Here is a 25,296-nt window from a genome sequence, read left to right as displayed (position 1 = left end):
TCTCCTTACAGGCGCAGGTCGGATTCGGAGGGCGACAGCACGTACTTCAGGTCGTACAGGATGTGCTGCGGCTTGCCGAGCTTGCGGATACCTTCCGCGCCCATCGCCTTGAACTGATTGTGCGCCACGCCCAGGATCACGGCGTCGTACTTGCCCTCCTCGGGTTTCGCGACCGGAGTCAGACCGTATTCATGCACGGCTTCCTCGGCGTCGACCCACGGGTCATAGACATCCACATCCACGTTGTAGTCGCCCAGTTCCTTCACGATGTCCACGATGCGCGTGTTGCGCAGATCGGGGCAGTTTTCCTTGAAGGCCAGGCCCATGACCAGCACGCGGGCGCCCTGCACGTGGATGCGGCGCTTCGTCATGGCCTTGACCAGCTGCGACACCACGTAGCTGCCCATCGAGTCGTTCAGGCGGCGGCCCGCCAGGATGATCTCGGGGTGGTAGCCGATGGATTGCGCCTTGTGGGTCAGGTAGTACGGATCCACGCCGATGCAGTGGCCGCCCACCAGGCCCGGACGGAACGGCAGGAAGTTCCACTTGGTGCCGGCGGCCTGCAGGACGGCTTCGGTGTCGATGCCCATCTTGTTGAAGATCAGGGCGAGTTCGTTGATCAGCGCGATGTTCACGTCGCGCTGCGTGTTCTCGATCACCTTGGCGGCCTCGGCCACGCGGATGCTGGAAGCCTTGTGCGTGCCAGCGGTGATGATCTGCTTGTACAGCTGGTCCACCAGCTCGGCCACTTCGGGCGTGGAGCCGGAGGTGACCTTCTTGATGGTGCTGACGCGGTGATCCTTGTCGCCCGGGTTGATGCGCTCGGGGCTGTAGCCCGCGTAGAAATCGACGTTGAACTTCAGGCCCGAGACGCGCTCCAGCACGGGCACGCAATCTTCTTCCGTGGCGCCCGGATAGACGGTGGATTCATAGATGACGATGTCGCCGCGCTTGAGCACCGCGCCGATGGTCTCGCTGGCCTTGACCAGCGGGGTCAGGTCCGGCTGCTTATATTCGTCGATGGGGGTCGGCACGGTCACGATGAACACGTTGGCCTGGCCCAGCTCGGCGCGGTCGGCCGTGTAGCTCAGCTGGGTCGCTTCCTTCAGTTCTTCGTCGCTGACTTCGAGCGTGTGGTCATGCCCCGCCTTGAGCGCGTCGATGCGGCGCGTATTGATATCGAAACCGATGACCGAACGCTTCTTGCCGAATTCCACCGCCAGGGGCAGGCCGACATAGCCGAGGCCGACGACAGCGAGTTTCACATCCTGAATTCGCAACATAACTCTCCCTTCACCGTAGAACGATTACGGCATTTCAAAATATGGTCGGGTAATTAAAAAGTAGATTACCGAGCCCCCGGCGGACGTCGCCGGGGCGCCCAAAACTAATCGGAGGTCCGCAAAACGGAAGGCAGCAACAGCCAGCCCGGCCGGCGCCAGGACACGAGGCGCGCGTACAGCCAGATGTAGACACCGGCGAACACCACCAGACTGGCGCAGAGCGCCCAGGCGTTGTCCCACCAGATGGTGGCAGGCACCAGGCCGATCAGAGCCAGCACCCACATGTAGGGCGAGGCCAGCGCGTTGCACAGCGCCGGCACGGCGTGCCGCCGGCCCCGGCTGAACGTGACCCGCACCAGACGGCGAAACACCAGCTGATGCAGGTGCAGCGCATCCGGCTGATCCACCGGCACGCCGCGCTTGAAGCGGCGGCGCCAGATGGAAAAGCCGGTTTCGAACACGGGGTAGAACAACACTGCCAAGGCATAGAACGGCGACACCGAGGGGTTGCGCACCACCAGCAGGACCGCCAGTTCAGCCAGCATGAAGCCCAGGAAGTACGCGCCGCCATCGCCCAGGAACACACGCCCGAACGGGAAGTTCCAGACCAGGAAGCCCAGCGTGGCCGAAGCCAGGGCCGCCGCCACCAGGAAAATCGGCACGTCGCCCACTTGCAGCGCCACCAGGCTGATCGACACGGCCATCAGCGTCGCAACCATGCCGGCCAGGCCGTTCATGCCATCCACGATGTTCAGCGCATGAGTACAGCCGCCCACCGCGAACATGGTGAACAGCAACGACACCGGCCAGAAGGACAGCACGTAATCCACCGGGGCCATGCCGACGCGGCTGACGCCGCCCAGCAGCCACCAGGCGATCGCGGCGGACAGGAACGCGGCCAGCAGGCGCTTGCTGGCGCCGATGTCCTTGGTGATGTCCTCGAGCAGGCCGGCCACGAACACGGGCAGCGCCGCGACGAACAGCGCGGGCCACAGCCAGGTCAGGGTCATGTTGCTGGGGCCGAGCACCAGCAGGCCAGCCAGCGTGCCCGCAAGAACGGCCAGCCCGCCGACGCGGGGCGTGGCGCGGGAATGGTTGGCTTGGGGCTTGTTGAGGTCGCTGTCGCCGGTAAAGGCGCCATGCCAGCGCTCCGACGCCACGATGAGTCCCCCCACCATGAATGCGACCACGCATATGTACAGCCAGGTCACCGAATCACCTCAGGTTGGTCTATCGAGACAGGCCCGCCATTATCGGAGGCAGGTGTAACGCCCATATATGGGAGGGATAAGGAAGTGCAATTCACCGGCACAGAACGTAACGCCCCGCGCCATGCCGTCCGACCGCAGCCGGGACTGCGACTTGACGGGCCCGGAACGGCAAAACCGCGAACGCGCGGAAATACGGATTTCATGGAACGATTGTAGAACTTTCCGCCCATGCGCACGCGAAATATCCAAGGGAAAACGCGAAGATCTCCCTAGGGGCTAGCACCGCTGCGGCGGGTCCCCAATCATTTTCGCCAATTAAATAGGGACACATTTAAGCGGTCGAAAAAAAAGCCCGAGATCGTAAGATCTCGGGCTAAATCCACCAAAGGAGGAGGGTGGAGGAGACAACCGTGGCATGTTGGGAGCTGGCTTTCCGCTCGCTACGCTTCCGGGGTTTTGCACCGCGCCGACTGCGTTTCAACATCCGATGAGTGAATAGTACCTAGGTTTTTTGTGCGATGCAAGAAATTTTTTAGCCTGAGGCGCAAGAGTTTTTTGGCGTTGCATTTTTGCCGCAAAACTCGCCCCATCCCTCTGGAAACCCGCGCCAATCAATGCCTGCTGAAAAAACCGGGTTTCCGCCAAATGGGTAAACCCGCCCGGGGCTTACCCTAGCTCGCATCGGGTAATCCCCCTCTGTTTTTTGCACCCGAACGGTGCGTCAAGCACCAACTTGCATCGTTTTTTTGTGCATTGCAATATTTTACTTTTCGGCAGCTTCAGATCCAGTAGGCGGTGGTCGTCATGACCTTGGACATGGCCCGCATCGCGGCCTTCACGGGCGTAGGCAAAGGCACGCCCCCCGCCGCTTCCGCGCTGGCGCGATGCTGCGCCTCGTCTTCCTTCATCTTCTGGACGATCTGGCGCGAACGTTCGTCCTGCACCGGCAAGGTGCGCAGATGCTCTTCCAGATGCGCCTCGACCTGCTTCTCGGTTTCCGCCATGAAACCCAGATTGCGGGGCACCCCGGCATAGCTGGCCAGCACGCCCAGCGCAAACGAACCCGCGTACCAGACCGGGTTCAGCAGGCTGGGGCGGCTGCCCAGCTCGGTCAGCCGCTGATTGCACCAGGCCAGATGGTCCACCTCCTCGGACGCCGCGTTCAGCAGCAAGGCCCGAGGCGCGGGTTCGCGGCACACCGAGGCTTGGCCGCGGTACAACGCCTGGGCGCAGACCTCTCCCACGTGGTTCACCCGCATCAAGCCCGCGGCGTGGCGCTTTTCCTGGGCCGACAAGGCTTGCGGCGCCTCCTCGGCGGTGGCCGGATAGGGCCGGCCCGCGGTGGCGTTGCCAGACAGCACCCGCAACGCGCGGTCCGCCTCGGCCAGCAGGGCATCCACGGGACTGATGCGGCGCAGGAAGGAAACGGGGCTGGGTCGGGACAGAGCGGTGGACATGGGCAACTCCTGGCAAGACTGGCGCACGCCCCTGATGCGGGGCGGGGCTCTCATGCCCGGAATTGTACGCAACAGGTATCATCAGCCATTGACAGCGCTCAAGCTCAAGGACAAGACAACATGGAATGCACGATCGACTGGGGCGGCCCGAACGGCATGCTCTTCACCGCCAGCACGGGCAGCGGCCACGTGGCCGTCATGGACGGCGCCGTGGACGGCGGCGGACACAATCTCGCCCCCCGGCCGATGGAAATGCTGCTGGCCGGCACCGGCGGCTGCACCGCGTACGACGTGGTGCTGATCCTCAAGCGTGGGCGCCACGCCGTCAGCGGCTGCAGCGTGAAGCTGCAGGCCGACCGCGCCGATGCCGACCCCAAGGTTTTCACTCGCATCCATTTCGCCTTCACCGTCACGGGCCGCAACCTGCCTCGCGCCGCGGTGGAACGCGCGGTGCAGCTGTCGCACGAAAAGTACTGCTCGGCCTCGGCCATGCTCGAAAAAACCGCCGAACTGACCTTCTCGGTCGACATCGTCGACACGCAGGAAACGCCGGCCGCCGCCTGAACCGCGCCCGCGTGGTGTAATTCATCCATCCCTAACTTATGAGCGCCGCCGCGATCCGTTCGCGGCGGCCTGTCTGCGTCACCCGTCGGGCGAGCGTACGCAAGGACCGCCATGAAACAATACCTGGACCTCGTTCAATCCATCCTGGACACCGGCGCGTGGCAGGAAAACCGCACGGGCATACGCACCTTGAGCATGCCGGGCGCGTCGCTGCGCTTCGACCTGCAAAAGGGCTTCCCGGCGGTCACCACCAAAAAGCTGGCATTCAAGTCCGCCATCGGCGAGATGGTCGGCTTCCTGCGCGCCTCGCGCAGCGCGGCGGAATTCCGCGACCTCGGCTGCAAGGTCTGGGACCAGAACGCCAATGAAAACAGCCAGTGGCTGGCCAACCCCTACCGGGAAGGGCCTGACGACCTGGGCCCGGTGTATGGCGTCCAGTGGCGCCAGTGGCCGGCCTACAAGATGTTGGACGCGAGCCGTCCGGCGCAGATCGCCGACGCCCTGGCGCGCGGCTACGCCAAGGTGGCCGAGCTGGACGAGGACGGCGCGCCCAAGGTCCTGCTGTACAAGGCTGTGGACCAGTTGCGGCAGTGCCTGGACACCATCCACGAACGCCCCGGCGACCGCCGCATCCTGTTCCATGGCTGGAACTGGGCGCAGATCGAGGAAATGGCCCTGCCTCCTTGCCACCTGCTCTACCAGTTCCTGCCGAACGCCACGACCCGCGAAATATCCCTGTGCCTGTACATCCGTTCCAACGATGTCGGCCTGGGCACGCCTTTCAACCTGACCGAGGGCGCGGCGCTGCTGCACCTGGTCGGCCGCCTGACGGGCTACACGCCGCGCTGGTTCACCTATTTCATCGGCGACGCCCATATCTACGAAAACCACCTGCCCATGCTGCGCGAGCAACTCACGCGCACGCCTTACGAGGCTCCCAAGCTGGTGCTATCCGACCGCATTCCCGATTTCGCGGTCACCGGACGCTACGAGCCCGAATGGCTGGAAAAGGTCGAACCGGGCGATTTCTCCCTGTCCGGCTATACCCACCACGCCCCGCTCACGGCGGCCATGGCCGTCTAGGGGGCAGCAAGGGAGGCCGTCCCGGCGACTGCCTGCGGGACGGACAAGGCAGGCAGGCGCCAGGGCATCCGCCCGCGCCACGGTTCCGCCTGCGCTCCTCTGGCCGCAAGTGAAGATTGGTGAGCTTCTGGAAGCGCGTTTTCGGTATAACCCATCCCTTAGCCATGGACGCGCGTCCAGAATGCGTTGCGCGTCATTGCTTCCGACCGGCACTTGCCGCGCCGTGCCTGTCGCTCGCCGCGAAACCGGGCAATCCGCCCGGCAGCGCCGTCCGCCGGCGCTGCGCAGCCGCATCCCCCTTCCCGATAAGAGAGCACGTGCATCATCAGCGTCGACCGCGGAACTTGTCTTGCGACCGGCTTGCAACCATAGACTACCAATTGATTTGATATGAAGCCCGCGCGGCGGCAGTAAGCGCTAAGGACAGGACACCCCACAAATGCTCGTCGGAACTTATAACCCTTCGCTCGTCCTCGTATCCCTAGGAGTCGCCATCCTGGCGTCGTACACGGCGTTGGGCATGGCCAACCGCGTCAGGGCCTCGAACGGGTTGCCCAGTGCGCGCTACTGGCTGGCGGGCGGCGCCTTCGCGATGGGCCTGGGCATCTGGTCTATGCATTTCGTCGGCATGCTGGCCTTCAGCCTGCCCATCGCCATGGGCTACGACCTGTCTCTCACCGTTTTGTCGCTGGCCATCGCCATCGGCTGCTCCGCCTTCGCGCTCTGGACCGTGAGCAAGGACGAACTGCCCCGCCGCAGGCTTATGATCGGCGCCCTGCTGATGGGCGCCGGCATCGCGGCGATGCACTACCTCGGCATGGCCGCGATGCTCATGGAGCCCGGCATCGTCTACGACGCCAAATGGTTCGCGCTGTCCATCGTGATCGCGGTGGCCGCGTCCGGCGCCGCGCTCTGGATCACCTACCGCCTGCGCCACGGCGGCCCGCGCGTGGCGTGGTCGCGGCCGCTGGCCGCCGTCGTCATGGGCATCGCCATTGTCGGCATGCACTACACCGGCATGGCCGCCGCCGGATTCCCCGCCGGCAGCATCTGCATGGCGGCCAACAGCGGCATTTCGGCCGGCTGGCTGGCCATCGCCGTCACTGCCGTCACCCTGAGCGTGCTGGCCATCGCTCTGTTGGTCGCCGTGCTGGACAACCGGCTGGAGGCCCGCACCTCGGCCCTGGCGTCCTCGCTGGCCGAAGCCAATGAGGAACTGGTGCAGCTGGCGCTGCACGACACGCTGACCAAATTGCCCAACCGCATCCTGCTGGAAGACCGGCTGGAACAGGCGATCGAAAGCGCGACCCGGCGCAAGGGCTATTTCGCCGTGCTGTTCTTCGACCTGGACGGTTTCAAGGCGGTCAACGACGCCTACGGCCACCACACCGGCGACGCCCTGCTGATCGACCTGGCGCAGCGCATCCGCCAGACCCTGCGCACCCAGGACACCGTGGCGCGCCTGGGCGGCGACGAATTCATCGTGCTCAGCGAAGTGGTCGAACCCACCGACGCGGCCAACGTGGCCGACCGCCTGATCGACGCCATCGCCCAGCCGGTCACCGTCTACGGACATGAAGTGATGGTGACCTCCAGCGTGGGCATCGCCATCTATCCCAACGACGGCCAGGACACCCATGCCCTGCTGACCAACGCCGACGCGGCGATGTACCACGCCAAGCGCCTGGGCGGCACCGGCTACAGCTTCTTCGAGCCGTCCATGAACGCCGACGCGCACGAACAGATCGAACTGCTGCACGACCTGCGCCTGGCGCAGGAGCGCAACCAGCTGGTCCTGCACTACCAGCCCAAGTACGAAGCGCCCGCCGGCCCGATCATCGGCGCCGAGGCGCTGCTGCGGTGGAACCATCCCACGCGCGGCCTGGTGGGCCCGGACCAGTTCATCCCCACTGCGGAAAAGACCGGCCTGATCCTGTCCATCGGCGAATGGGTCATCAACGAGGCCTGCCGCCAGATGCGGGAATGGATCAATGCCGGCCAGGGCCACTGGACCATCGCCGTCAATATTTCGGCGCTGCAGTTCGCCCACGCCAGTCTGGTGGAAACGGTGCGTTCGGCGCTGGAACGCCATGGCGTGCCGCCGGCCTGCCTGACCCTGGAAGTGACTGAATCCACCGCCATGCGCGACGCCGAGGCCAGCCTGACGGTGCTCAAGCGCCTGTCGAACCTGGGCGTGACGATTTCCATCGACGACTTCGGCACCGGCTATTCCAGCCTGCTCTACCTGAAGCGCCTGCCCGCGACCGAACTGAAGATCGACCGGGGCTTCGTCAACCAGCTGGAAAACGACAACGAAGACGCCGCCATCGTGTCGGCCATCGTCGCGCTGGCGCAGCAGCTCAACCTGCGCATCGTGGCAGAGGGCGTGGAAACGCCGGCGCAGCAGCAATTCCTGACGGGGCTGGGCTGCGATTCCCTGCAGGGCTTCCTGCTGGGCAAACCCATGCCCGCCACCGAATTCCTCGAACACGCGACGGATTGAAGCGCGCGCGGCGCAGGCCGCCGCGCAAATTTGCTACGCTTGCCGTATCCAACCGGCCGCAACCCTAACGTCGCAAATCCGCATGTCCGCCAGCCTTACCCTCATCGTCGCCTATTCCACCAACCGCGCCATCGGCCGCGACAACGCCCTGCCCTGGAAACTGCCGGGCGACCTGGCGCACTTCAAGCGCAGCACGCTGGGCCATCCCATCATCATGGGCCGCAAGACCTGGGAATCCCTGGGCCGGCCGTTGCCGGGCCGCAGCAATATCGTGATCAGCCGCAACCCCGGCTTCGAAGCCACGGGCGCCATCGTGGTGCCGTCGCTGCAGGCGGCCATCGAAGCCTGCGGCGCCATCGACCAGGCCTTCGTGATCGGCGGCGCGCAGATCTACGCGCACGCCCTGCCCCTGGCCCGGCGCGTGCTGGCCACCGAAGTCCACGCCGAGGTCGAAGGCGATGCCTTCTTCCCGCTGCTGCCCGCCTTCCAATGGAAGGAAACCGCGCGCGAAGCCCAGCCGGCCGAAAACGGCTACGAATACGATTTCGTCACGTACGAGCGTCAGTAAGAGCCGGGGCAACGGGCGTGGCTCCGGCGTTGCGCATGAAGCGCCAGAGCGCCGGCGCCTCTGAATAGGCCACGTTGAAGCGCACCCAGGGCGTGTTGGCCTCGTCCGCTTCGAAGTAGGAGCCTGGCGCCAGCCAGATGCCGTCCTTCAGCGCCAATTCCGCCAGGCCGTTGGCGCCGCGTTCGCGCCATTGGCCCGCCACCTTGGCCCACAGGAACAGGCCGCCCTGCGGCCGCCCATAGATCTCGAACCCATGCTGCGCCATCTGCTCGGCCACGGTCGCATGCGCCGCCGCCAGACGCTCGCGGGTGCGGGCGATGTGGGCACGGTAGCGACCTTCGCGGATGACCTGGTGGACGATGCGCTCCATGATCTCCGGCGAAGTGAGTCCCACCGCCATCTTGGTGCGCGCAATGTCGCGGGCGAGATCGCGGTGCGCCACCACGTAGCCCACCCGCACCGACGGGCTGATGACCTTGGAATAGCCACCCAGGTAGACCACCCGCCGCGCCCCGTCCAGCGCGGCCAGCATCGGCGTCACGCCAGGCGCGAGCTCGCGCGAGATGTCGTCTTCCACCACCCACAGGCCGTGCTTCTCGGCCGCCTGCAGGATGCGGAAGGCGTTGGCCATGCTGATGCTGGCGCCCGAGGGATTCTGCAGGGCCGTATTGACGAACAGGGCCCTGGGCCGGTGCCGCGCCACCGCGGCCTCCAGCGCATCGCAGTCCAGCCCTTCCAGCGTGCGCGGCACGGCCACCGCGCGCAGCCCGGCCAGGCGCAGCATCTGCAGCAGATTGGCATAGGCGGGCTGTTCCACCACCACCGTGTCTCCGGGCCGCAGCAAGGTGCGTATCACCATGTCCAGCCCATGGGTCACGCCCTGGGTCAGCAGGACTTGCGACGCCTCGACCTCCATGCCCTGCGCGCTGAGGCTGGCCGCGATGCTCTCGCGCAGCGGCGCGTAGCCGTAGGGATGGCCGTAGTTGGCGATGCGCATGGCCGGCACCCGCCCCATGTGGCGCAGGGCCATGTGCAGCCCTTCTTCGTTCAGCCATTCGCCCGGCAGCCAGCCGCAACCCGATTTGATGGGGATGGAATGGTCCGCAAAGATGTCCGACAGCAGCCAGCCGGCGTTCAGCCGCGGCGGCTCCCAGGAGGGCGGCTGGCTGGGGCGCGCCGGCGCGTCCGGCGTAGCGACCCGGTAGCCCGCGCCCGGCCGCGCCGCCAGCCAGCCCTGCGACACCAGCCGGCTGTAGGCGCTGGCCACAGTGAAGGTGCTGACTTCGTACAGGCGCGCGAACTCGCGCACCGAGGGTAGGGACATACCCGGACGCAGCGTCTGTTCCTCGATGGCGCGCAGGATGGCGGCGACCAGCTGCTCGACCAGGGTCGGCGCCAGTCCGCGGCCACGGGCGCGGTTGGGCTGGAAATCGATCACGAAGATAACTGTACAGTTGTGCTGCCCACAACTATACAGTTAGCCGCATTTGCGCGGATCGTATATTTTCATTCCCCCCAGGACGCACCAGAATCATTTCAATCCCGCTGGCTGCACAACCGTCGCCCAAGTCCAGCGCTTGTTCGTCCCCTGGAGCCGCCATGAACGCCCCCGACAAATTGCCCGACCTGTCCCATCTCTGGATGCCCTTCACTGCCAACAAGCAGTTCAAGGCCCACCCGCGCATGCTGGCGACCGCCAAGGGCATGTACTACACCTCGACCGACGGCCGCCAGATCCTGGACGGCACCGCGGGCCTGTGGTGCGTGAACGCCGGCCACGGCCGCGAGGAAATCGTCGCCGCGATCGCCAAGCAGGCAGGCGTCATGGACTACGCGCCGGGCTTCCAGCTGGGCCATCCGCTTGCCTTCGAGGCGGCGACCGCCGTCGCCAGCATGATGCCGCAGGGCCTGGACCGCGTCTTCTTCACGAACTCGGGTTCCGAATCCGTCGACACCTGCCTGAAGATCGCCCTGGCTTATCACCGCGCCCGCGGCGAAGGCCAGCGCACCCGCCTCATCGGCCGCGAGCGCGGCTACCACGGCGTGGGCTTCGGCGGCATCTCGGTGGGCGGCATCTCGACCAACCGCAAGACCTTCTCCGGCGCGCTGCTGCCCGCCGTGGACCATCTGCCGCACACGCACAACATCGAGCAGAACGCCTACTCCAAGGGCCAGCCCGCCTGGGGCGCCCACCTGGCCGATGAACTGGAGCGCATCGTCGCCCTGCATGATCCGTCCACCATCGCCGCGGTCATCGTCGAACCCATGGCGGGCTCGACCGGCGTGCTGATCCCGCCCAAGGGCTATCTGGAAAAGCTGCGCGAGATCACCTCCAAGCACGGCATCCTGCTGATTTTCGACGAAGTCATCACCGCCTACGGCCGCCTGGGCGCCGCCACCGCGTCCGAGTTCTTCGGCGTCACGCCGGACATCATCGCGATGGCCAAGGGCGTCAGCAACGCCGCCGTGCCCGCGGGCGCGGTCGCGGTCAAGCGCGAGGTGCATGACGCCATCGTCAACGGCCCCGCCGGCGGCATCGAGTTCTTCCACGGCTATACCTATTCGGCGCACCCGCTGGCCGCCGCCGCCATTCTGGCGACCCTGGACATCTACCGCCGCGACGACCTGTTCGGCCGCGCCCGCAAGCTGTCCGGCGCCTTCCAGGAAGCCGCCCACGGCCTGAAGGGCGCGCCGCACGTCATCGACGTGCGCAACCTGGGCCTGGTCTGCGGCATCGAGCTGGCGCCGCGCGCAGGGGCGCCCGGCGCCCGCGCCGCCGAAGTCTTCCAGAAGTGCTTCGACAGCGGCCTGATGGTGCGCTACACCGGCGACATCATCGCGATCTCGCCCCCGCTGATCATCGAAGAAGCCCAGATCGGCCAGATCTTCGAACAGATCGGCCGCGTCCTGAAGGAAGTCGCATAACGGCGCGCCGCCCCGCGAGGGGCGGCTCTTTCTCCGGGCGGCCCCAGGCCGCCCTCCTGCATTTCAGCAAGTCCCAGATTCGAGCGTCCTCATGAAGAAGATCCCGCATTTCATCAACGGCCAGCACTACGACGGCCGCAGCAACCGCTACGCCGACGGCTTCAATCCCGCCACCGGCGAAGTCACCTCCTCGATTCCGCTGGCGTCCAACGACGAAGTGGCGCTGGCCGTCGCCGCCGCCAAGGCGGCCTTTCCGGCCTGGTCTGAAACCCCGGCCCTCAAGCGCGCGCGCATCCTGTTCAACTTCAAGGCGCTGCTGGACAAGCACCAGGACGAACTGGCTGAACTCATTACCCGCGAACACGGCAAGGTCTTCTCCGATGCCAAGGGCGAAGTCACGCGCGGCATCGAGATCGTGGAATTCGCCTGCGGCATTCCGCAGCTGATGAAGGGCCAGTACTCCGACCAGATCGGCGGCGGCATCGACAACTGGAGCATGCGCCAGGCCCTGGGCGTGGTGGCCGGCATCACGCCGTTCAACTTTCCCATGATGGTGCCGTGCTGGATGTTCCCGGTGGCCATCGCCTGCGGCAACACCTTCGTGCTCAAGCCTTCCGAGCGCGACCCGTCGGCCTCCGTGCGCCTGGCCGAGCTGCTGGCCGAAGCCGGCCTGCCCGAGGGGGTGTTCAACGTCGTCCACGGCGACAAGCAGGCGGTGGACGCGCTGATCGCGCATCCGGACATCGAAGCCCTGTCCTTCGTCGGCTCGACGCCCATCGCCGAATACATCTATGCCGAAGGCACCCGCCGCGGCAAGCGCGTGCAGGCGCTGGGCGGCGCCAAGAACCACATGGTGGTCATGCCCGACGCCGACCTGGATCAGGTCACCGATGCGCTGATGGGCGCGGCCTACGGTTCCGCCGGCGAGCGCTGCATGGCGATTTCGGTGGCCGTGGCGGTGGGCGACGTGGCCGACAAGGTGGTCGAGCGCCTGACCCCGCGCGTGAAGGCGCTGGTGGTCAAGGACGGCATGCAGGGCGATGCGGAAATGGGCCCTCTGGTCACTTCGCAGCATCGCGGCAAGGTCGTGGGCTACATCGAGGACGGCATCGCCTCCGGCGCCACGCTGGTGGTCGACGGCCGCGGCCTGAAGGTGCCGGGCAATGAAAAGGGCTTCTTCCTGGGCGGCACGCTGTTCGACCACGTCAAGCCCGCGATGAACATCTACCGCGAAGAGATCTTCGGCCCGGTGCTGTGCGTCGTGCGCGTGCCGGACTTCGCCTCCGCCGTGGAACTGATCAACGCCCATGAGTTCGGCAACGGCGTGGCCTGCTTCACGTCCGACGGCGGCGTGGCGCGCGCCTTCGCCCGCCAGATCAAGGTGGGCATGGTCGGCATCAACGTGCCGATCCCCGTGCCCATGGCCTGGCACTCCTTCGGCGGCTGGAAGCGTTCGCTGTTCGGCGACCACCACGCCTACGGCGAAGAAGGCATCCGCTTCTATTCACGCTACAAGAGCGTGATGCAGCGCTGGCCCGACAGCATCGCCAAGGGCGCGGAATTCACCATGCCTGTAGCTAAGTGAGGGTCCCCCCCCCGAAGCGCTGCGCGCTTCCCCCCCAGGGGGGCGTCGCTGCGGACCGGCGGAGCCGGATCCGCGCGACCCCGCTTGGGGAACGTTTTGCCTGATTGCGGCGTTGTGCCTGTTTTCGTTGTGCCTGTTTTATGCGTGACTGGTGGTGCCCTGGCGCCACTTTAGAACTGACTTGGGCGCGGCTTGGCCCGCGCCTTCCTGACATCAAAAACGACAAGGGGAATCCTGATGCGCATCGGGATAGGCGGCTTTCAGCATGAAACCAATACGTTCGCGCCTTCGCGCGCGGCGTGGGAAGACTTTGCCGAGAAGGGCGGCGGCTGGCCCAAGCTGGTCAGCGGGCCCGCGATGTTCCAGGCGGTGGCGGGCGCCAACATACCGGTGGCGGGCTTTATCGAAGCCATGGGGCGGCACACGCTGCTGCCCACCACCTGGGCCGCGGCCAGTCCCTCGGGGCCGGTCACCAAGGATGCGTTTGAACGCATCAGCGCCATGATCCTGCAGGGCCTGTCGCTGGCGCTGCCGCTGGACGGCGTATACCTGGACCTGCACGGCGCCATGGTCACCGAGCACCTGGACGACGGCGAAGGCGAGCTGCTGCGGCGCGTGCGCGAGCTGGTGGGGCCGGACGTGCCCGTCGTCGCCAGCCTGGACCTGCACGCCAACGTGACCCGCGCCATGGTGCAGCACGCGGACGCGCTGGTCTGCTACCGCACTTATCCCCACATCGACATGGCCGAAACCGGCCAACGCGCAGCCGGCCTGCTGTCGGCCCGGCTGGCCGGCGCGCCGCGGCCCCATGCGGCCCTGCGCGCCCTGCCCTACCTGATCTCGCTGTGCTGGCAGTCCACCGACATCGAGCCCGGGCGCAGCCTGTATCAGCGGGTGGATGACATTGAGAAGCGCGGCGCGCTCAGCCTGTCATTCGCCACGGGTTTTCCCGCAGCCGACTTCCCCGAATGCGCGCCCACGGTGTGGGCCTACGGCGCAACGCAGGCCGAAGCCGACGCCGCGGCCGATGCCATGACGCGCGCCGTGCTCGACGCGGAGCGCGATTTCGGCGGCAGGCTCTACACGCCCGACGAGGCCGTGCAGGAAGCCATGCGCCTGGCGCGCGACGCGCACAAGCCGGTGGTCATCGCCGATGCGCAGGACAACCCCGGCGCGGGCGGCAGCTCGGACACCACGGGCGTACTGCGCGCGCTGATCCGACACGATGCCCGCGACACCGCCATCGGCCTGATCGTCGATCCCGCGGCCGCGCTGGCGGCCCATCGCGCGGGCGCTGGAAACAAGGTACGGATTGCATTGGGTGGACACTCGGGTATTCCCGACGACGAGCCGCTGGACATGGAATTCACCGTCGAGAAAACCTCAGATGGCCGCTTCGATACGCATGGCGCGTTCTATCGCGGCTTCCACATGGACCTGGGTCCCAGCGCCTGCCTGCGCGTGGGCGGCGTGCGCATCATCGTGGCGTCCAACAAGGTGCAGATGGCCGACCAGGAAATGTTCCGTTTCGCCGGCGTGGAGCCGCGCCGCGCCGCAATCCTGGTGGTAAAGAGTTCGGCGCACTTTCGCGCGGATTTCACCGATATCGCGCAAACGATCCTGGTTTGCGCGGCCCCGGGTTCCATGCTGATGGATGCGGCAAAACAACCATGGACACGGTTGCGTCCCGGCATCAGAATGGCGCCTTGCGGACCGGTCTTTGCCGGCCGGTCGGCTACCGCCTGAACCTCGCACGCCGCCCATGCGCGGCGGGTTACCGACGCAGCGGCGCGATGGCGCCGCTCATTACGCATCAAGGGGAACATTCATGCTGAAGTACGTCCGAGCGGCCGCGCTGGCCGGCGCCACCCTCATGATGGCTCACGGCGCCTACGCCGAGACCGTCATCAAATCGGTGATGCACTCGCCTCTGCGCCTGACCGATCCGCATGCCACCACCGCGTACATCACGACGTGGCACGGCTACATGATCTACGACACCCTGCTGGCCACCGACGCCAACAACAAGATCCAGCCGCAGATGCTCGAAAAATGGGAAGTCTCGCCCGACGGCAAGACCTACACCATGACCCTGCGCGACGGCCAGAAATGGCATGACGGCAAGCCCGTGACTTCCGAGGATTGCGTCGCCTCGATCAAGCGCTGGGCCGCTGGCGACGGCATGGGCCGCACGCTGCTGAAGTTCACCGACAAGATCGAAGTCATCGACGACAAGAACTTCCGCATCGTCATGAAGGAACCCACGGACCTGGCGCTGCGCGCCCTGTCCAAGCCCACCGGCACCGCGCCGTTCATGATGCCCAAGCGCATCGCCGAACAGGCCATCGGCCAGCCCATCACCGACATGACCGGCTCGGGTCCGTTCAAGGTCATCGAATTCAAGCCCGGCGTAAAGACGGTCTACGCCAAGAACACCGACTACGTGCCGCGCAAGGAACCCGCCAGCGCCCTGGCTGGCGGCAAGGTCGTGAACGTGGACAAGGTCGAATGGGACGTCATGCCCGACGCCCTGACCACCGCCAACGCGCTGCTGGGTGGCGAAATCGACTTCGTCGAGCAGTTCCCGTACGACCTGCTGCCGATGATCGAAGGCAACAAGGACCTGAAGGAAGAGACCCTCAGCCCGGTCGGCTACTTCACGATGTACCGCTTCAACTTCAAGTACCCGCCCTTCAACAACAAGAAGATCCGCCAGGCCGCGATGTACGCCATTGGCCAGGAAGACGTGATGAAGGCGCTGGTCGGCAATCCGAAGTACTGGCAGACCTGCGCGTCGCTGTGGGGCTGCGGCACGCCGTTCGAAAGCGACATCGGCAAGGACATGGTCGTTCCGTCCAACATCGAGAAGGCCAAGGCCCTCCTGAAGGAAGCGGGCTACGACAACACGCCCATCCTGGTCATGCACGCGACCGACGTCGGCACCTTGTCCGCCCAGCCGGTGGTGATGGCCCAGGCGCTGCGCAAGGCAGGCTTCAACGTCAACCTGGCCGCGATGGACTGGCAGAGCGTGGCCACCCGCCGCGCCTCCAAGGCCGCGCCCGCGGAAGGCGGCTGGAACATCCACAACACCAACTGGTACGCCACCGACGTGATGGATCCGGTCCGCTCCGCGCCCGCTGCCGCCAACGGCGACAACGCCTGGTTCGGCTGGCCTGACTTCCCGCAGATCGAGGAACTGCGCACCAAGATGGCGCTGACCTCCGATCCCGCGGAACAAAAGAAGATCGCCGACGAAGTGCAGCGCATCGGCATCGATGAAGGCCTGTACGTGCCGCTGGGCCAGATGTCCGTGCCCACCGTCTATTCGACCAAGCTGTCCGGCCTGGTGCACGCGCCTGTCTTCGCGTTCTGGAATGTAAAGAAAGCCCCTTGACGGGCAGTAGTTAGGGGGAAACACATGCTGGCATTTGTCTCACGCCGGCTCCTCGCGACCATCCCCGTTCTGGTGATGGTCGCGGTGGTGGTCTTCGCGATATTGCGTTTCAGCCCGGGAGATCCGGCCATCATCATGGCGGGCGATGGCGCCACGCCCGAACGTATCGTCCAGATACGCCAGACGATGGGCCTGGACCAGCCGGTCATCAAGCAGTTCTTCATCTGGGGCGGCAAGCTGCTGCAAGGCGACCTGGGCACCTCGCTCATGTCGGGCGTGCCGGTCACCAAGCTCATCGGGCAGCGCCTCGAACCTTCGCTCAGCCTGGCGGTGCTGACCCTGGTCTTCACCCTGATCGTCGCCATTCCGCTGGGCGTGCTCGCCGCCTGGCGCCAGGGCAAGCTGCTAGACCGCGCCGTGATGGGCTTCTCGGTGCTGGGATTCTCGGTGCCGGTATTCGTCACGGGCTACCTGCTGATCTGGCTCTTCGCCATCAAGCTGGGCTGGTTCAACGTGCAAGGCTATGCGCCGCTGGACAAGGGTTTCTGGCCCTATCTGCACCGCCTCATCCTGCCGTCGCTGGCCTTGTCCACGGTCTACGTGGCGCTGATCGCGCGCATCACGCGCACCAGCGTCATCGAGGTCATGGGCGAGGACTTCATCCGCACGGCCCGCTCCAAGGGTCTGGGCGAAACCGGCGTGCTGCTGGGCCATGCCCTGCGCAACGCCGCCGTGCCCATCGCCACGGTGGTGGGCCTGGGCATCGCGCTGCTGATCAGCGGCGTGGTCGTGACCGAATCGGTATTCAACATCCCCGGCCTGGGCCGGCTGGTGGTGGAAGCCGTGCTCGCGCGCGACTACCCGGTGATCCAGGGCCTGACGCTCTTCTTCGCGTTCGTCTACGTGTTCATCAATCTTGTTGTCGATTGCGCCTACACGGTGTTCGACCCTCGGATCAGGTACTAACACCATGCAAACGCCAACCGACGCCGCGCAAGCGGCCGATCTCCCCGGAGGCGGCACGCCCCAGGCTACCGCCTGGCGGCAGATCCGCCAGGGGCTCAAGAGCTGGCCCGTGATGGTGGCGCTGATCGTGCTGGTGGCGGTCGTCGCCATCGCGCTGTTCGCGCCGCTGCTGGGCACCGTCGACCCCACCCTGATCAACCCGGGCGCGCGCCTCAAGCCGCCCTTTTCCGACTATCTGTTCGGCACCGATGCCTTCGGCCGCGACGTCTGGTCGCGCGTGGCCTACGGCGCGCGCGTCTCGCTGATCGCCGGCCTGGGCGCGGCGCTCGTCAGCGTCACCATCGGCCTGGTCATCGGCGTGATCGCCGGCTGGTTCCGTTCGCTGGACGGGCTGATCATGCGCACCATGGACGCCATCATGGCCATCCCCGGCATCCTGCTGGCGATCGCCCTGGTGTCTGTCACCGGCGCCAGCATCACCACCGTGCTGGTGGCCATCACCATCCCGGAAATCCCGCGCGTGGTGCGGCTGGTGCGCGGGCAGATCCTGACCGTGCGCGGCGAACCCTATGTCGAGGCCGCGCTGGCCCTGGGCACGCCGCTGCCGCTGCTGCTGTGGCGCCACATGGTGCCCAGCACCATCGCGCCGCTGACGGTGCAAGGCACGTACGTGTTCGCTTCCGCCATGCTCACCGAAGCCATTCTCAGCTTCCTGGGCGCGGGCATCCCGCCCGAGATCGCCTCCTGGGGCAACATCATGTCCGAAGGCCGCATGTATTTCCGCATGCTGCCCGGGCTGATCCTCTTTCCCGGCCTGTTCCTGTCGCTGACGGTGCTCAGCGTGAACATCCTGGGAGACGCCCTGCGCGATGCGCTGGACCCGAAAATGGTGCGCAGGATCTGATGCCGATGACCTACTCTCCCATTCCCCCCGCGGGCGACACCTCGTCCGCCATCCTGGCCATCCGCAACCTCTCGGTCGAAGTCGCCGGCGCGGGCAACCGCGTCGTGCGCAACCTGAGCCTGGACGTGCACGCGGGCGAAACCGTATGCGTGGTCGGCGAATCTGGCTCGGGCAAGTCAGTCACGTCACTGGCCGTGATGGGCCTGCTGCCGCCCGGCGTGCTGGGCGTGAGCGCCGGCTCGATCCGCGTGGAAGGCGAAGACGTGGTCACCGCCACGCAGCGCCGCCTGCGCGAAATGCGCGCGACCCGCATGGCCATGGTGTTCCAGGAACCCATGACCGCGCTGAACCCGGTGCACACCGTGGGCAAGCAGGTCGACGAAGTGCTGCGCCTGCACCGCAAGCAGATGTCGGCCGCGGAACGCCGCGCCAAGGTGCTGGACATGTTCCGCTCGGTACACCTGCCGGACGTCGAGCGCATCTTCGAGGCCTACCCGCACCAGCTGTCGGGCGGCCAACGCCAGCGCATCGTCATCGCCATGGCGCTCATCCTGGAGCCCAAGCTGCTGATCGCGGACGAGCCGACCACGGCGCTGGACGTCACCACGCAAAAGCAGATCCTGGCGCTGATCAAGGAACTGCAGGTCAAGCACCAGACCGCGGTGCTGTTCATCACGCACGACTTCGGCGTGGTGGCCGAGATCTCCGACCGCATCGTCGTCATGAACCGCGGCGACCTGATAGAAAGCGGCACCCGCAACGAGATCCTGGCCGAACCCAAGCAGTCCTATACCCGCCGCCTGGTGTCGTCCGTGCCCAGCCTGGTGCCCACGCGGCGCGAGCCGCCCGCCGGCCTGCCGGTGCTGCACGTCAAGGGTCTGGGCCGCACCTACGGCACCAAGGGCTCGCTGTTCTCGCGCCAGGCGGGGCATAGCGTGATCGCCGCCGCGGACGTGAACCTGACCCTGCGCAAGGGCGAGATCCTGGGCATCGTGGGCGAATCCGGGTCCGGCAAGTCCACCGTGGCGCGCTGCATCGTGCGCCTGATCGAACCCACCGCCGGCCACATGATGATGGGCGGCGAAGATCTCAGCACCCTGTCCGGCGGCGCCCTGCGCCCCGTGCGGCGCCGCATCCAGATCGTGTTCCAGGACCCGTACCGGTCGTTGAACCCGCGCCGCACCGTCGGCGAATCCATCATCGAGGGCCTGCTGAATTTCGGCGTGGCCCGCGAGCAGGCCTTGAAGCGCGCCGGCGAAACCCTCAGCGTCGTGGGCCTGAGCCCTGACGCGATGAACCGCTACCCGCACCAGTTCTCCGGCGGCCAGCGCCAGCGCATCTGCATCGCGCGCGCCCTGGTCATGGACCCGGAAGTGCTGGTGGCCGACGAGGCCGTCTCGGCGCTGGACGTGTCGGTGCAGGCGCAGGTGCTGGAACTGCTGGAACAGGTGCGCCAGCGCACCGGCGTGGGCGTGCTGTTCATCACCCACGACCTGCGCGTGGCCGCGCAGATCTGCGACACCATCATGGTGATGCAACGGGGCAAGGTCGTCGAGACCGGCTCCGCCGAAACCGTGCTGACCGAGCCGCGCCACGAATACACGCGCGCCCTGATCGACGCCGCGCCCGGCCGCGACTGGGACTTCCGCAACTTCCGGCCCGTCGCGGCCGGCCTGGGCCACGCCGCCGCGCCCTGACGCGCCCGGGGCCTGTACACACACTGGAACCGCAATGCCGCAACCGCATGAACTGTCCGCCGTGGAGATGCTCCAGGCCTACCGCGAGAAGTCGCTCTCGCCCGTCGAAGTCACCCGCTCGGTGCTGGAACACATCGCGCGCTGGGAACCGCAGCTAAAGGCTACCTACGCGCTGGATCCGGAGGGCGCGCTGGCCATGGCCCGCGCTTCCGAAGCCCGCTGGATGAAAGGCGAACCGCTCGCGGCCGGCGGCCACACGCTGGATGGCGTGCCCGCCACCATCAAGGAAAACATCGCCACGCGCGGCGTTCCCGTGCCGCTGGGCACCGCCGCCACCGAGCTGACGCCTGCCGCCGCCGATGCGCCACCGGCCGCCCGCATGCGCGAGGCCGGCGCCGTGCTGCTGGGCAAGACCACCATGCCCGACTTCGGCATGCTGTCCTCGGGGCTGTCCAGCTTCCACGAACTGACGCGCAATCCCTGGGACCTGTCCAAGAATCCGGGCGGTTCCAGCGCCGGCGCGGGCGCAGCCGCGGCGGCCGGCTACGGCCCGCTGCACATCGGCACCGACATCGGCGGCTCCGTGCGCCTGCCGGCGGCCTGGTGCGGCATCTCCACGCTCAAGCCCAGCCTGGGACGCGTTCCCATCGATCCTCCGTTCATGGGCCGCTGCGCCGGCCCCATGACGCGCACCGTCGCCGATTCCGCGCTCATGATGGGCGTGCTGTCGCAGCCGGACGCGCGCGACCACATGAGCCTGCCGTACCAGGACTTCGACTGGCTGGACCTGGAGCGCGACCTGCGCGGCCTGCGCATCGGCTTGCTGATGGACGCGGGCTGCGGCCTGCCCCTGGACCCGGAAATCCGCGCAGCGGTCGAGGCCGCGGCCCGCGCCTTCGAGGCCGCCGGCGCCATCGTGACGCCCATGCAGCCCTGGATGACGCCGGACATGCTGGAGGGCGTGGACCGCTTCTGGCGCACCCGTTCGGCCATCGACCTCGCAGCATTGCCGCAGGCCCGCCGCGACAAGATCCTGCCCTTCATCCGCACCTGGGCAGAAAGCGGCGGCGGCCAGTCCGGCGAGGCCGTGTTCCGCAGCTACTACGAGACCATGAACGTGCGCGCCCGGACCGTGGCGGCCTGCGCGCCCTTTGACTACGTGATTTCGCCCGTGGCTCCGGTGGTCGCCTACAACGCCGAATGGCCCTCGCCCACCAACGAAGTGGCGACCACGATGCACCACATCGGCTTCACGCTGCCCTACAACATGAGCGAACAGCCGGCGGCGTCCGTCAATTGCGGCTACACCAAGACGGGCCTGCCCATCGGCCTGCAGATCGCCGGCCCGCGCTTCGATGACCTGGGCGTGCTGCGGATGGCGCGCGCCTGGGAAACCATGCGGCCCGAACAGCATCCCTGGCCCCAGCCTCCCAAGGCGGCCTGACATCTCCTCCACAGCAAACCCACAGGAATTCCCATGCGTTGGCTTTTGGCAATGATCAAGCACGAGACGAACACGTTTTCGCCTGTGCCCACCCCGCTCGAACGCTTCTTCCGCGGCAATCCCGAAGTGCTGGCCGGCGAACGCGCCATCAAGGCCTACGAGAACACCGACAGCGGCCTGGGCGGCTACATCGAAGTCGCGCGCCGCGAAGGCGCCGAGATGGTGGTGCCCGTGGCGGCCGAATCCTGGCCCAGCGGACCCGCCAGCGCCGAAACGCATGAACAGCTGTGCAAGCTGGTGCTGGACGAGGTCAAGCGCGGCGGCTACGACGCCATCCTGCTGGACCTGCACGGCGCCATGGTGGCCGAGGGCGTGGAAGACGCCGAGGGCGACCTGCTGCGCCGCCTGCGCGAGATCGATCCGCACACGCCCGTGGCCGTGACTCTGGACATGCATGCCAACATCTACGATGACATCGTCAAGCATGCGACGGTCATCAGCGGCTTCCATACCTATCCGCACGTGGACATCCGTGCAGCGGGCCTGCGCGCCGCCAACGTCATCGCGCGCACCCTGAAGGGCGAAATCAAGCCCGTCATGTCCTGGGCCAACAAGCCCATGCTGCCGCACATCATGTGCCAGGGCACGCATGCGGCGCCCAACAAGCCGCTACAGGAGCGCTGCCAGGAACTGGAAGCCGGAGGCGTGCTGGCCGCCTCGGTCTTCGTCGGTTTTCCGCATGCCGACATCCGCGAAGCCGGCCTGAGCGCCGTGGTCTGTACCGACGGCAATCTGGCCGATGCCCAGCGCTACCGCGACGAACTGCTGGACCGGGCTTGGACCGGCCGCGCCGACTGGGTGTTCCATCCGGAACCGCTGGCTCCCACCATCGCGCGCGCCAAGGCCATCGAACAAGGCCCGGTCGTACTGCTGGACCACTACGACAACACCGGTTCGGGCGGCACGATGGACACCACCGCCGTCCTGGCCGAAGTGCTGCGCCAGGAGCTGGAGAACGTCGTCTTCTACGCGATCTGCGACCCGCAGGCCGCGCAACAGGCCGCGGCGGCCGGCGTGGGCCAGACCATCACGCTCAAGCTCGGCGGCAAGATGGCCATGCCCGCCATCAAGGAGCCCAGCGAGCCGCTGGAAGTCACCGGCCGCGTCAAACTGGTGTTCGACGGCGTCTACCTGAACCGCGGCCCCATGTACCGCGGCGTGCGCAACGACACCGGCCTGACCGTCGTGATCGACACGGGCCGCGTCGAGATCGTGGTGGTGTCGCGCCACCAGGAGCCCTTCGACATCAATTGCCTGCTGTCGGCCGGCATCGATCCGCTGCAAAAGCGCTATGTCGTGCTCAAGAGCCGGGTGCACTGGCGCGCGGGCTTCTCCGACATGGCGACCCAGGTCATCGAATGCACGGGCGTGGGCGTCACCACCTCGGACTACGGCCAGCTTGAGTTCAAGCACGTGCGCCGCCCGATCTATCCGCTGGACCCGATGTAATAATCCTGCGCGTCTTCAGCCAGACGAAAAAGCCGGCGCCTGCGCGCCGGCTTTCATTTTGAAATCTTCTGTAACTGGGAGCGCGGTCACATGACCATGGGCCTCGGTATACTCGCCGCGGGCCTTACAAGCCGATGAATACGCGTATTCCGATGGCGGACGCCAGCAACAAGCGTCCGGCGGCCAAAAGCAGCCGCGGTTCACCGGGTATGACTCGATAATCAACGATACAAGCAGAACGATGAAAAAGAGCGTAGCGATCACCCTGGGCGTGGTCATAGTGGGAGCGGGAAGCTGGGTCGGGGCCACGTGGTACACCGGCAAGCGCATCGAGGAAAGCTCGCAGCGCCACCTGGCGGAAGCCAACGAAAAACTGGCCAAGATCACGCCCGTATTCGGCCTGCGCATCGATCAGCTGAAGTACGAACGCGGCCTGTTCTCGACCCAGGCTCGCTATGGCCTGTCGCTGGTCAAGAGCGACAAGAGCGCCGACGAGCCGCCCAAGGGCATGGTCGAGTTCGACGCCACCATCGAACACGGCCCCTTCCCCAAGAGCGCCCTGGCGCGCGGCGCCATCGCGCCCAAGCTGGCGTTCACCCACGTCGAGCTGGCCAAGACCGACAACATCAAGGAACTGTTCGAGCTGACCAAGGGCGTGACGCCCCTGAGCGCCGACGGCATCATCAGCTTCGGCGGCTACGGCACGTCCACCGCCCAGATCGCCCCGGTGCAGGTCACGCACGACGGCAACAAGCTCGACTTCAGCGGCATGCAGATCAACGGCAGCTACGACCGCAAGCTGCAGGCCGTCACGGCGCACGCCCTGATGGAAAAGCTCTCGGTCGACGGCGAAAAGTCGGATGATCCCGTCAAGCTGACGCTGTCCGGCCTGACCATGGACGTCAACAGCAAGATGGGCAAGTTCGGCCTGTCCATCGGCGACTCCAACGTCAAGCTCAAGCGCCTGGACGTGAGCAGGGCCGACGATGACATCAAGGTCTCGTTGGACAACCTGGGCTATGGCGTCAAGCTGGGCGAGGACGACAAGAACGTCAACGTCGAAGCCACCTACCAGACCGGCAACATCACCTTGAACGACGTGGCGCTGGGCAACGGCCAGGCCGTTATCAAGCTCGCCAAACTGGACGGCGCCGCCGTCAAGCAGCTGTCGGACACCTACAACCAGATCGTGCGCCAATACATGATGGGCGCCACCGACGAAGGCCTGAAGGACGAGCAGTTCGACGTGGTGCTGGAAAGCGCCAGCAAGCTGCTCAACGGCAACCCGTCGTTCAGCATCGACCCGATCAGCTGGAAGACCGACAAGGGCGAAAGCAAGCTGACCTTCGCGCTGGACCTGGCCAACCCGCCTGACGTCAAGAACCTGACGCCGCAGGAAATCCTGGTCAAGGCCATCAAGCAGATCGACGCCACCCTGGTCATCTCCAAACCCATGGTGCGCGACCTGATCGTGCAGTACGCCGTCAAGAAGGAAGGCCTGGACGCCGAGAAGGCGGGCCAGCAAGCCGACGAGCAAATGCGTTCGATGTCCGGCATGGCTGAAATGTTCAACGTCGGCAAGAACGACGGCGACAACATCGTCGGCAAGTTCCATTTCGCCGACGGCATGGGCGACCTGAACGGCCAGAAGATTCCCGCGGAAGAACTGTTCGCGGGCCTGCTGAGCGCGGGCGGCATGCACGACGACATGGACGAGGAAGGCGAGCCCGAGGAAGGCATGGAGCTGAGCGCCGCCCCCGACGCGACGACGGCATCCGCGGCCGGCGTGATGCAGGACTTCGACGTGGACACCGTCACGGCCATGCTGGAAGACATGTCGTACAGCCCGCGCAAGCAGGACGGCGACGAAGGCCCCGTGCTGGTGCTGGATCCGGGCAACACCGGCGCCAGCGACCTGCGCGCCGAGTTCCTGTGCAACGACTTCACCGAAAAGTGCCTGGACCTGGTGGTGACCGCGACCTACAGCAGCAAGAAGCCGGTCTCGCTCAAGACCATCAACGCCTGGAACCAGGAATACCGCTGGACGCGCATCTACCTGGACGACAAGAACCGGGCCGTGCTGCAGATGGACATGAACGCGGAAGGCGGCATCGGCAAGGAAAACCTGCAGATCATGCTGAACACGTTCTTCAGCATCGCGGAAGACTTCTCCGCTGCCAGCAAGGCGGCGCCGGCGAAGTAA

Annotated in this window: 18 protein-coding genes; 14 read left to right on the top strand and 4 right to left on the bottom strand. The window is 66.2% G+C overall.

Annotated elements, in window-relative coordinates; genetic code table 11:
• Positions 1 to 5: 5 nt before the first annotated feature.
• The 3 genes from tviB to coq7 all read right to left on the bottom strand — a co-directional run bounded on the left by tviB (position 6) and on the right by coq7 (position 3,951).
• A complete protein-coding gene (tviB, locus tag HWY37_RS03675) occupies positions 6 to 1,283 on the bottom strand; it encodes a Vi polysaccharide biosynthesis UDP-N-acetylglucosamine C-6 dehydrogenase TviB (RefSeq protein ID WP_175207338.1) in 1,278 nt (425 codons plus the stop codon).
• A 104-nt stretch (positions 1,284 to 1,387) separates the two neighbouring features.
• A complete protein-coding gene (locus HWY37_RS03670; RefSeq protein WP_175207339.1) occupies positions 1,388 to 2,494 on the bottom strand; it encodes an MraY family glycosyltransferase in 1,107 nt (368 codons plus the stop codon).
• A 779-nt stretch (positions 2,495 to 3,273) separates the two neighbouring features.
• Positions 3,274 to 3,951, bottom strand: a complete 678-nt coding sequence (gene coq7, locus HWY37_RS03665; RefSeq protein WP_175207340.1) for a 2-polyprenyl-3-methyl-6-methoxy-1,4-benzoquinone monooxygenase — start codon at positions 3,949 to 3,951, stop codon at positions 3,274 to 3,276.
• Between the two features lie 120 nt (positions 3,952 to 4,071).
• Between coq7 and HWY37_RS03660 the strand changes: the two genes are divergently transcribed.
• From HWY37_RS03660 to HWY37_RS03645, 4 genes are all read left to right on the top strand, one after another.
• Entirely contained in the window at positions 4,072 to 4,515 is a 444-nt protein-coding gene (locus HWY37_RS03660; RefSeq protein WP_175207341.1) for an OsmC family protein, read from the top strand.
• Positions 4,516 to 4,626: 111 nt separating this feature from the next.
• Positions 4,627 to 5,598 carry a thymidylate synthase gene (locus HWY37_RS03655; protein WP_175207342.1) on the top strand — a complete coding sequence of 324 codons (972 nt, stop codon included), beginning with the start codon at positions 4,627 to 4,629 and terminating at the stop codon, positions 5,596 to 5,598.
• Between the two features lie 439 nt (positions 5,599 to 6,037).
• Complete coding sequence (locus HWY37_RS03650; protein WP_175207343.1) at positions 6,038 to 8,101, top strand: putative bifunctional diguanylate cyclase/phosphodiesterase; 2,064 nt, start codon at positions 6,038 to 6,040, stop codon at positions 8,099 to 8,101.
• An 82-nt stretch (positions 8,102 to 8,183) separates the two neighbouring features.
• Entirely contained in the window at positions 8,184 to 8,669 is a 486-nt protein-coding gene (locus HWY37_RS03645) for a dihydrofolate reductase (RefSeq protein WP_176087881.1), read from the top strand.
• Here the strand turns inward: HWY37_RS03645 and HWY37_RS03640 are convergent.
• Positions 8,650 to 10,107, bottom strand: a complete 1,458-nt coding sequence (locus HWY37_RS03640; protein WP_176087880.1) for an aminotransferase-like domain-containing protein — start codon at positions 10,105 to 10,107, stop codon at positions 8,650 to 8,652. The two genes, HWY37_RS03645 and HWY37_RS03640, sit on opposite strands and share 20 nt — an antisense overlap.
• Before the next feature lie 161 nt (positions 10,108 to 10,268).
• On the opposite strand from HWY37_RS03640, the gene aptA reads away from it, so the two are divergent.
• From aptA to HWY37_RS03590, 10 genes are all read left to right on the top strand, one after another.
• Entirely contained in the window at positions 10,269 to 11,594 is a 1,326-nt protein-coding gene (aptA, locus tag HWY37_RS03635) for an omega-aminotransferase AptA (RefSeq protein ID WP_175207346.1), read from the top strand.
• A 91-nt stretch (positions 11,595 to 11,685) separates the two neighbouring features.
• Positions 11,686 to 13,179, top strand: a complete 1,494-nt coding sequence (locus HWY37_RS03630; protein ID WP_175207347.1) for a CoA-acylating methylmalonate-semialdehyde dehydrogenase — start codon at positions 11,686 to 11,688, stop codon at positions 13,177 to 13,179.
• Between the two features lie 237 nt (positions 13,180 to 13,416).
• The gene (locus HWY37_RS03625) at positions 13,417 to 14,925 is read left to right on the top strand and encodes a M81 family metallopeptidase (RefSeq protein WP_175207348.1); all 1,509 of its coding nucleotides are present in this window, start codon (positions 13,417 to 13,419) and stop codon (positions 14,923 to 14,925) included.
• Positions 14,926 to 15,007: 82 nt separating this feature from the next.
• Complete coding sequence (locus HWY37_RS03620; RefSeq protein WP_175207349.1) at positions 15,008 to 16,573, top strand: ABC transporter substrate-binding protein; 1,566 nt, start codon at positions 15,008 to 15,010, stop codon at positions 16,571 to 16,573.
• 24 nt (positions 16,574 to 16,597) lie between these two features.
• Positions 16,598 to 17,539 carry an ABC transporter permease gene (locus HWY37_RS03615; RefSeq protein ID WP_175207350.1) on the top strand — a complete coding sequence of 314 codons (942 nt, stop codon included), beginning with the start codon at positions 16,598 to 16,600 and terminating at the stop codon, positions 17,537 to 17,539.
• A 4-nt stretch (positions 17,540 to 17,543) separates the two neighbouring features.
• Positions 17,544 to 18,443, top strand: a complete 900-nt coding sequence (locus tag HWY37_RS03610; RefSeq protein WP_175207351.1) for an ABC transporter permease — start codon at positions 17,544 to 17,546, stop codon at positions 18,441 to 18,443.
• A gap of 5 nt (positions 18,444 to 18,448) precedes the next feature.
• The gene (locus tag HWY37_RS03605) at positions 18,449 to 20,140 is read left to right on the top strand and encodes an ABC transporter ATP-binding protein (RefSeq protein WP_175207352.1); all 1,692 of its coding nucleotides are present in this window, start codon (positions 18,449 to 18,451) and stop codon (positions 20,138 to 20,140) included.
• Positions 20,141 to 20,174: 34 nt separating this feature from the next.
• The gene (locus HWY37_RS03600) at positions 20,175 to 21,584 is read left to right on the top strand and encodes an amidase (protein ID WP_176087879.1); all 1,410 of its coding nucleotides are present in this window, start codon (positions 20,175 to 20,177) and stop codon (positions 21,582 to 21,584) included.
• Between the two features lie 33 nt (positions 21,585 to 21,617).
• The gene (locus tag HWY37_RS03595) at positions 21,618 to 23,093 is read left to right on the top strand and encodes a M81 family metallopeptidase (protein ID WP_175207354.1); all 1,476 of its coding nucleotides are present in this window, start codon (positions 21,618 to 21,620) and stop codon (positions 23,091 to 23,093) included.
• 241 nt (positions 23,094 to 23,334) lie between these two features.
• On the top strand, positions 23,335 to 25,296 hold the full coding sequence (locus HWY37_RS03590; RefSeq protein ID WP_176087878.1) for a DUF945 family protein: 1,962 nt from the start codon (positions 23,335 to 23,337) through the stop codon (positions 25,294 to 25,296).

The organism is Achromobacter anxifer, assembly GCF_903652925.1.
GTDB lineage: Bacteria > Pseudomonadota > Gammaproteobacteria > Burkholderiales > Burkholderiaceae_B > Achromobacter > Achromobacter anxifer.
Note: the sequence above shows the minus strand (reverse complement) of the source record. Positions and strands in the feature narration are given on the sequence as shown.

Excerpts from the sequence above, each read along its gene's own strand:
- HWY37_RS03660 (WP_175207341.1), top strand. The coding sequence starts at position 4,072 with ATGGAATGCACGATCGACTGGGGCGGCCCGAACGGCATGCTCTTCACC.
- HWY37_RS03630 (WP_175207347.1), top strand. The coding sequence starts at position 11,686 with ATGAAGAAGATCCCGCATTTCATCAACGGCCAGCACTACGACGGCCGC.
- aptA (WP_175207346.1), top strand. The coding sequence starts at position 10,269 with ATGAACGCCCCCGACAAATTGCCCGACCTGTCCCATCTCTGGATGCCC.
- HWY37_RS03595 (WP_175207354.1), top strand. The coding sequence starts at position 21,618 with ATGCGTTGGCTTTTGGCAATGATCAAGCACGAGACGAACACGTTTTCG.
- tviB (WP_175207338.1), bottom strand. The coding sequence starts at position 1,283 with ATGTTGCGAATTCAGGATGTGAAACTCGCTGTCGTCGGCCTCGGCTAT.
- HWY37_RS03600 (WP_176087879.1), top strand. The coding sequence starts at position 20,175 with ATGCCGCAACCGCATGAACTGTCCGCCGTGGAGATGCTCCAGGCCTAC.
- HWY37_RS03645 (WP_176087881.1), top strand. The coding sequence starts at position 8,184 with ATGTCCGCCAGCCTTACCCTCATCGTCGCCTATTCCACCAACCGCGCC.
- HWY37_RS03625 (WP_175207348.1), top strand. The coding sequence starts at position 13,417 with ATGCGCATCGGGATAGGCGGCTTTCAGCATGAAACCAATACGTTCGCG.
- HWY37_RS03610 (WP_175207351.1), top strand. The coding sequence starts at position 17,544 with ATGCAAACGCCAACCGACGCCGCGCAAGCGGCCGATCTCCCCGGAGGC.
- coq7 (WP_175207340.1), bottom strand. The coding sequence starts at position 3,951 with ATGTCCACCGCTCTGTCCCGACCCAGCCCCGTTTCCTTCCTGCGCCGC.
- HWY37_RS03620 (WP_175207349.1), top strand. The coding sequence starts at position 15,008 with ATGCTGAAGTACGTCCGAGCGGCCGCGCTGGCCGGCGCCACCCTCATG.
- HWY37_RS03590 (WP_176087878.1), top strand. The coding sequence starts at position 23,335 with ATGAAAAAGAGCGTAGCGATCACCCTGGGCGTGGTCATAGTGGGAGCG.
- HWY37_RS03605 (WP_175207352.1), top strand. The coding sequence starts at position 18,449 with ATGACCTACTCTCCCATTCCCCCCGCGGGCGACACCTCGTCCGCCATC.
- HWY37_RS03650 (WP_175207343.1), top strand. The coding sequence starts at position 6,038 with ATGCTCGTCGGAACTTATAACCCTTCGCTCGTCCTCGTATCCCTAGGA.
- HWY37_RS03615 (WP_175207350.1), top strand. The coding sequence starts at position 16,598 with ATGCTGGCATTTGTCTCACGCCGGCTCCTCGCGACCATCCCCGTTCTG.
- HWY37_RS03655 (WP_175207342.1), top strand. The coding sequence starts at position 4,627 with ATGAAACAATACCTGGACCTCGTTCAATCCATCCTGGACACCGGCGCG.